Annotated in this window: 7 protein-coding genes and 1 pseudogene; 6 read left to right on the forward strand and 2 right to left on the reverse strand. The window is 54.7% G+C overall.

The window, feature by feature from the left end; genetic code table 11:
* Window positions 1–409 precede the first annotated feature (409 nt).
* From ACP7EY_RS23610 to ACP7EY_RS23635, 6 genes are all read left to right on the forward strand, one after another.
* Entirely contained in the window at window positions 410–1,390 is a 981-nt protein-coding gene (locus ACP7EY_RS23610; RefSeq protein ID WP_426197698.1) for a tyrosine-type recombinase/integrase, read from the forward strand.
* A gap of 452 nt (window positions 1,391–1,842) precedes the next feature.
* Complete coding sequence (locus tag ACP7EY_RS23615; protein WP_426197699.1) at window positions 1,843–1,992, forward strand: hypothetical protein; 150 nt, start codon at window positions 1,843–1,845, stop codon at window positions 1,990–1,992.
* Window positions 1,993–2,266: 274 nt separating this feature from the next.
* Window positions 2,267–2,959 carry a YfbU family protein gene (locus ACP7EY_RS23620; RefSeq protein ID WP_426197700.1) on the forward strand — a complete coding sequence of 231 codons (693 nt, stop codon included), beginning with the start codon at window positions 2,267–2,269 and terminating at the stop codon, window positions 2,957–2,959.
* 61 nt (window positions 2,960–3,020) lie between these two features.
* Window positions 3,021–3,359 (forward strand): HigA family addiction module antitoxin, encoded by a 339-nt coding sequence (locus tag ACP7EY_RS23625; protein ID WP_426197701.1) that lies wholly within the window; start codon window positions 3,021–3,023, stop codon window positions 3,357–3,359.
* Window positions 3,360–3,421: 62 nt separating this feature from the next.
* Window positions 3,422–3,934, forward strand: a complete 513-nt coding sequence (locus ACP7EY_RS23630; RefSeq protein WP_426197702.1) for a hypothetical protein — start codon at window positions 3,422–3,424, stop codon at window positions 3,932–3,934.
* A 222-nt stretch (window positions 3,935–4,156) separates the two neighbouring features.
* A complete protein-coding gene (locus tag ACP7EY_RS23635) occupies window positions 4,157–4,381 on the forward strand; it encodes a hypothetical protein (protein WP_426197703.1) in 225 nt (74 codons plus the stop codon).
* Window positions 4,382–5,013: 632 nt separating this feature from the next.
* Here the strand turns inward: ACP7EY_RS23635 and ACP7EY_RS23640 are convergent.
* A complete protein-coding gene (locus tag ACP7EY_RS23640; protein WP_426197704.1) occupies window positions 5,014–5,541 on the reverse strand; it encodes a hypothetical protein in 528 nt (175 codons plus the stop codon).
* A gap of 346 nt (window positions 5,542–5,887) precedes the next feature.
* A pseudogene (locus ACP7EY_RS23645) lies at window positions 5,888–6,173 on the reverse strand (integrase core domain-containing protein); the annotation flags it as partial.

Raw genomic sequence — 6,173 nt, forward strand, 5'->3', positions numbered from 1 at the left:
ACCTGACCGGCGACTACCTGTGGCACGACAGCGCCAAGATCGGCGTCGGGAAATTCAGGCCGCTGCGTCCGCTGCCCAAGTCTTAACGTACTTTAAATTCCGTTTTCTGAGACGATCCCTATGAATACCTTCAATTGATACATATTGTTACAAATGGTGAGAATTGGAAAGTCTGATTAAAATTATCGTGATAACGTTCTTTTTTGTTGCAAATTAGAAACAAAAGAGTATCTAATAGCTATGAAGTCGTCGCATTTGAGTGATGCTGTCGATAAACCTTGATCAGTTTTCAACTAAATGTGAGTTACCTGCGGTTAACGCAGCTTGAGCGATCGGCCAGGATTTACTATTGATAAAATACGTTATCAACAGTAAAGTGGCGTCATCACGCATCGACCAGAGGAATCCCATGTCCGACGATTTGCAAATTGCCAGCCAGGTCATGCCGGCCACACCGTCGCCACGCGCATTGACTGCCGCGGCCTTCCACCAGCTGGCCGACGTGCCGCCGGCACTGACCTGGTTCGCCAACATCGACAATCCGCAGACGCGTCGCGCTTATCAGAACGACGTCGAGGAATTCATGCGCTACACCGGGATTACCGATCCTTTGGCATTTCGTGACGTGGCACGCGCGCACGTGCTTGCCTGGCGCCGCGATCTGGAGTTACGGGCCCTCGGCGGCGCGACCATCCGCCGCAAGCTCGCGGCCCTGTCCTCGTTGTTTGAATCGTTGTGCGAGGCCAATGCCATCCAGGGCAACCCGGTCGATGGCGTCAAACGCCCCAAAAATGAAAGTACGGAGGGTAAGACGCCGGCGATCGCCGACCACCAGGCGCGGGCGCTTTTGGCGGCGCCCGATCCTTCGACGCTGCGCGGCATGCGTGACCGCGCCATCCTGGCTACCTTGCTGTATCACGGCCTGCGCCGTGCCGAGCTATGCGCGCTGCATCTGATCGACCTGCAGGAGCGACGCGGCGTGCGCAGCCTGCGCGTGCACGGCAAGGGTAATAAGATCCGCTACGTGCCGCTGCACCCGGCTGCGGCAGGCGCTATCGCGTTTTATCTGGAAGCGGCGGGCCACTGCGCTGATAAAGCCGCGCCCCTGTTCCAGCCTGTCAGCAACAACACCCGTGGCGCCGGGCGCGCCATTACGCCAGGCGGCGTGTACCAGATGCTGGCCAAGTATGCAGTGGGCGCCGGTATCGAGGTCGACGGCTTCGGCCCTCATGCGCTGCGCGCCACGGCCGCGACCAATGCTCTCGAACACCACGCGGATATCGCCAAAGTTCAGGAGTGGCTGGGACATGCCAACATTGCGACCACCCGCGTCTACGACCGTCGCCACCTGCGCCCCGAAGACAGCCCCACGTTCAAAGTCGTCTACTGAGAAAGCGGGCAGAACTTTTGCTGCAAAAGTTCTGTTCAGCGCTGTCGGTAGAAAAACATATTTTCGCAGCCGGGTTCAAAAAGCGTGGGAGTTCTTCATCACGGGGCGGCGGCGTGGAAGTTTTTCATCACGTATTGGGTAGAGCGTTAGTCAATGTGCGTGCCGGTAGAGTCCCTCACCAGGCGTGTGTGAAAACACGTGGATTGACCTGTTTGGCGAGGTCATACAAGTGTTTTAGCCCCTCACGCCCCTAAATCGCGCCTGAAAAAGGGCCGAGTTCGTGTTTTCACACACACCCGCTCCTCCGGAAGTTAGCCAATGTGAGTAGAAGATACGGCATTCGCTAGGGAAAGGCGCTAACTGGGTGGAACATTTAGGAAAACCGAAGCAACCATGCTTCAGTTGTGACGCCATGAGCGCTATACGGTTTTTTCAGACTTCATGGAGTAAGCATGTCAATCAAGTTTTCCCCGGCAGTTATTTTTGCCTGTTCGACCTTTGTTATTACCCTGAACCAATGCCCGGTTGGCGCAGCCGCCTTGGCAGTGCTGCTGCTGGCCGGCGGTGCGGCGGTCAGCCTGTCCAAATGGCGTCCAAAATAAATCAGGTATGGCTGGCCGGCTGCACCACATAATTGCCCTCCAGCGGTCTGGTCGGCCCGCTGCTGCAGCTGCGCAATGCGGCCTGGTCGGTCAGGGCAGTGGTGCGGCTGCCTTCGGTGCCTTGTTTTCGTGCTCATTGTTCTTCTTGCCTTAGCAGTAATAATCTGGGGCCAAACCTGATAATAAGTAAGCGCAGTCACATTGTCCGTACATCCGTGTTGCGATACGTACATTTGTACGGTATTATGTAATATTCACCATCAGGGAGCACAACATGGCGCCAAAAGCGGAACGGCTGGAACTGCGTATGGACGAGGCTCAATTGAGCAGAATCGACGACTGGGCCGGCGAACAAGCAGAAAACCTTACAAGGGCGGAAGCGACCCGCCGATTGATCGACATTGGTCTGTCGGTAAAAGCTAAAGGGGCCGTTGATTTCAGCGATGGGGAAAAAATGCTGATGCTCATGATGGGAGATCTGTATAAAAAACTAGAGATCACCCATGGAGAGATGAACCCCCAGTTCTTGGCTGACGTCATCTACGGTGGTCACTACTGGGCGCCTAAGTGGGAAATGAATGGCGTGTTCCACAACCATGCTGATAGCCCTCAGGATGTGGAGCATGTCACCAACGTGCTCGACATGTGGTCTTTCATCGAAGAGGCTTACGAGGTGCTTTCCCCTGAGCAGAAAGCACAGATCGTTCAGGAGGTTGGCCCTTGGGCCAAGGATGTCAAATTCCGTGGATTTGACGGCAACCAGGAGGGAACGCAAATGGCGATCGCTTCCTTCCTGGTAGAAAAGATGAACAGATTTCAGCGGTTCCAAGGACGCTCTCTCAACTCGCATTCCTCCACCTTGCGCGAGTACGCAGCCATGTACCATCAGTTCGAGGGTATCCGCCCTACCCTCGTCGGGAAGCGTCTAGACGTTACACAGCTCATCGAGTTGCTCAAACGAAGTTGATCATGAGGCGTACTTGTAGCGAGATTGGTGGCTCCATCTGGTCGGGCGTAGAATCGGCGGCATGAAGCTCAAAAATGGCATGCGTCCTGTCCACCCCAGCGAGATCCTGGCGGCGGACTATATCAAGCCCACGGGCCTCAACGTGCGCGCTGTGGCCTCGGCCCTGCACGTTCCATACTTTCGCCTAAGCGAGATCACCAAGGGCGCGCGCGGCGTGACGGCAGACACAGCCCTTCGCTTGGAACGTTATTTCGGCAGCGAGGCTCAAGGCTGGTTAAACCTGCAAAGCCCTTATGACCTTCGTGTCGCCGGGATATCCGCTGGCAAGACCATCGCCCAAGAGATTAAGCCCATCGCACCAAGTGCGGCTCAGGTGGCTTGCATTGATGGGGGCGAGTGATGATGGTTGATCGGATGCCGGATGCGGCACTTGCCGTGGTCGATGAAAAGTGTGGGGCGTAGATGCTGGTTTTTATTGATACCGAATTTACTGGCCTGCACCAGGATAAGCCGGACCTTATTTCGATTGGTCTTGTTGACGAGGCCGGCTGTCAGTTCTATGCCGAGCTGCCGCCCAGCCACTACGCCGTGCAGTGTAACGAGTGGGTCCATTTCAACGTACTGCCTCACCTGTGGGGAGGTGAGTACGTCCAAAGTGTTCCTAACCTGCGCGATCGGCTCGCCGCCTGGCTGACCGGTCTTGGTGATCAAGTCGTGATCGTCACGGATTGCCCTGACACTGATTTCCGATTACTACAGTGGCTTCTGCCCCAATTGCCACCGAATGTGGCGCCGGTACCCATGCTTTTTACCTCATGGTCCATGGGCGACAATGCACAACCGCACCTTCGTGCTCATATGCAAGCCTATTACACACCGGAACGGCGTGCGCATCACGCATTACACGATGCGAATTCGCTGCGGATCGGCATGCTATATGCCCAGGCGAACGGGTGGATCGAGAATTCTGATTAGTCTTTACGTTATGGATACCCCTGCCGACAATCCAACCATCATCGAGCGCTGCGCTGCTCTCGGGCTCGCGATTGACCAGGTCAAGAGCTTGGCAGGCGAGAATCATACACCGCGCGACCTTGCATTTATGCTTGCTCTCGATCCCGAGACGCTGGCCTCCGTGAAGCCAAAGCATTGGCTCTGGATGGCGGCGAAAACATGTAGCGTTAGCTACCGCGATAGTTGACGCCCGAGCGGCTAAAAACCGCGCTTCTCACCGGTAAAGTTGCCCCTGACGATGAAGCTACGTTTCTGCACTTCCTCGATGAAGCGCCGCTTTCGGTTGTGTTCGTGGCCGGACAACAGGCCGCGCAGCAAAGCGGTGTGCCACCTTCCCAGATCTGGCGAAACATCGATCAAATGGCCGCAGCTCGCTCAAGTATCCGTCTGCGCTCGATGGCAGAGTGAAAGCGTTTCCCCACGCCGATCGTAGTTACCGGATCAGGCTCGCGTACGTGCTTTTGGGGATTATGCAACTTGATTAAGTTGCCGCTGGCCATCCAGTTTATGGCGTCGTCACCACCCCGAAAAACGCAGCGATTAAACGACCTAAGTCGCTGATTTTAAAAGGCAATTCCTGTATAATGAGCGCTATGATAACCCTCTGTAGGAGAGTCCAAATGAAGCGCAAAAGCAGCTTTTTGAAGCGAGCAAAATTACGGAAAAATCGAGCTGCGGATGGCGGGCATGCTACCCTCACAGCGTTCCGTCTGCTGCATATTTTGAAGAACGCTGTGAGGGTAGCATGCCCGCCAGTTACTGTCAATACATACAGTAGTGAGCCGAAGCACTAGGGTGTGCTTCGCCATGTCGTCCATTGACCATTTGATGTTGCACACTTCGCGCGTAGGGGCTTGATCGATGTGCTAGGTTGTGTGCTATGATTCAGTCCTGATTACGCAGACAGCAGAAAATTTGTCGGCGGAGCTGCGAGGCCTGGCTAGCTAGGTCACATGAAGGGAAATTGTAAATGTGCAAGATTCTGCTCTGATTTAGTTCAGGGAGATTTATTTACAAGGCCGTCCTTCCTCGTAATCATCCTATTTCTTTGCCTTTGGCAACCCCTTGATCTTCCGAACTTTGGCCTCGTCTGCATGATATGCAGTAATAGAGGCCAGTTGGCGTTCGCCGGCATCATTCAAATTTTCCAGGGCGACCACAGCAACAGCATTCCAAGTCACTTCACCAAATTTCAGCTTCTTGATACCATTCAAGAAAAAGGCCTGTTCCTTATTTTCCTCGTTTTTATACTTCGTGTTGACGTGGATCTCAGAGAATTGGTTGTAGGCCGCAACCAGGATGTCCGCAACAAACTCCTCTGAGACACCCTGCGCTAAGCGGGAATCAAGGATGTGATCGACGGTGCTGGCGTTAATCTCCACCCCGCCGCACTTTGTAGGCGCCCAACCTTCTTTGGCGCAAATCTTTGCGATTCTTTCCCGCTGCTTGGGTGTCAACAAATACGAAAACGCGGGCATTGCAGGGGCAGCATTGATGTTCGTACCCGTCTGTCTGAACGCGTTTACGATAGAAACGAGGTTTCTTATTGCTTCTTCAAACTCATGCATACAATTTCGCGCCGAAGGAAAACAACATGATACGACATCACTGATACACTGTATAAAAACACAGGTGCGACCTGATAAGTCGCTGTTTCAACTGTCCTGAGGCAACAGAAGATTAAAGTGGACCCCACCGTCAAGACAAATTTTGCCTGAGTTTAAGCTATGGTCTTGATCCCGCCCGCAGCGGATCAGCGCTGCCCTGTCGTGCTTAAATTCATGCATCGGCGAGTGTGGGAATCATGGCGGTCGGCTCCCGGCAGCTCGGGTTTTGGGGCAGCGCCCCATGCTCCCCAGCAGTCGTCGCTTCTTGCCCTTGCGCTTCGTCGACTATGGCACTCTCTGGCACTTTTCCGTATTTATCGACGATGATGGCGCCGCCACCCTTGCCGCTCGCGTACACCAGGTCAGGTGTCTGATAGCGCAACGCCTGGTGTGGCCGCTCGCCGTTATAAAAGGCGAAGTACCGCGTCAAGCCAGCATGCAGTTCGCCCATCGTCGCGTAGCCGTTCAAGTACACGTCCTCGTACTTGACGTTGCGCCACAGGCGCTCCACGAAGATGTTGTCCAAGGCACGGCCCCGGCCATCCATACTGATGTCCACGCTCTCCCGCTTCAACACGCCCGTGAACGTCAGA

The sequence above is a fragment of the Massilia sp. DWR3-1-1 genome (genome assembly GCF_049898325.1).
Lineage (GTDB): Bacteria > Pseudomonadota > Gammaproteobacteria > Burkholderiales > Burkholderiaceae_D > JAFCUW01.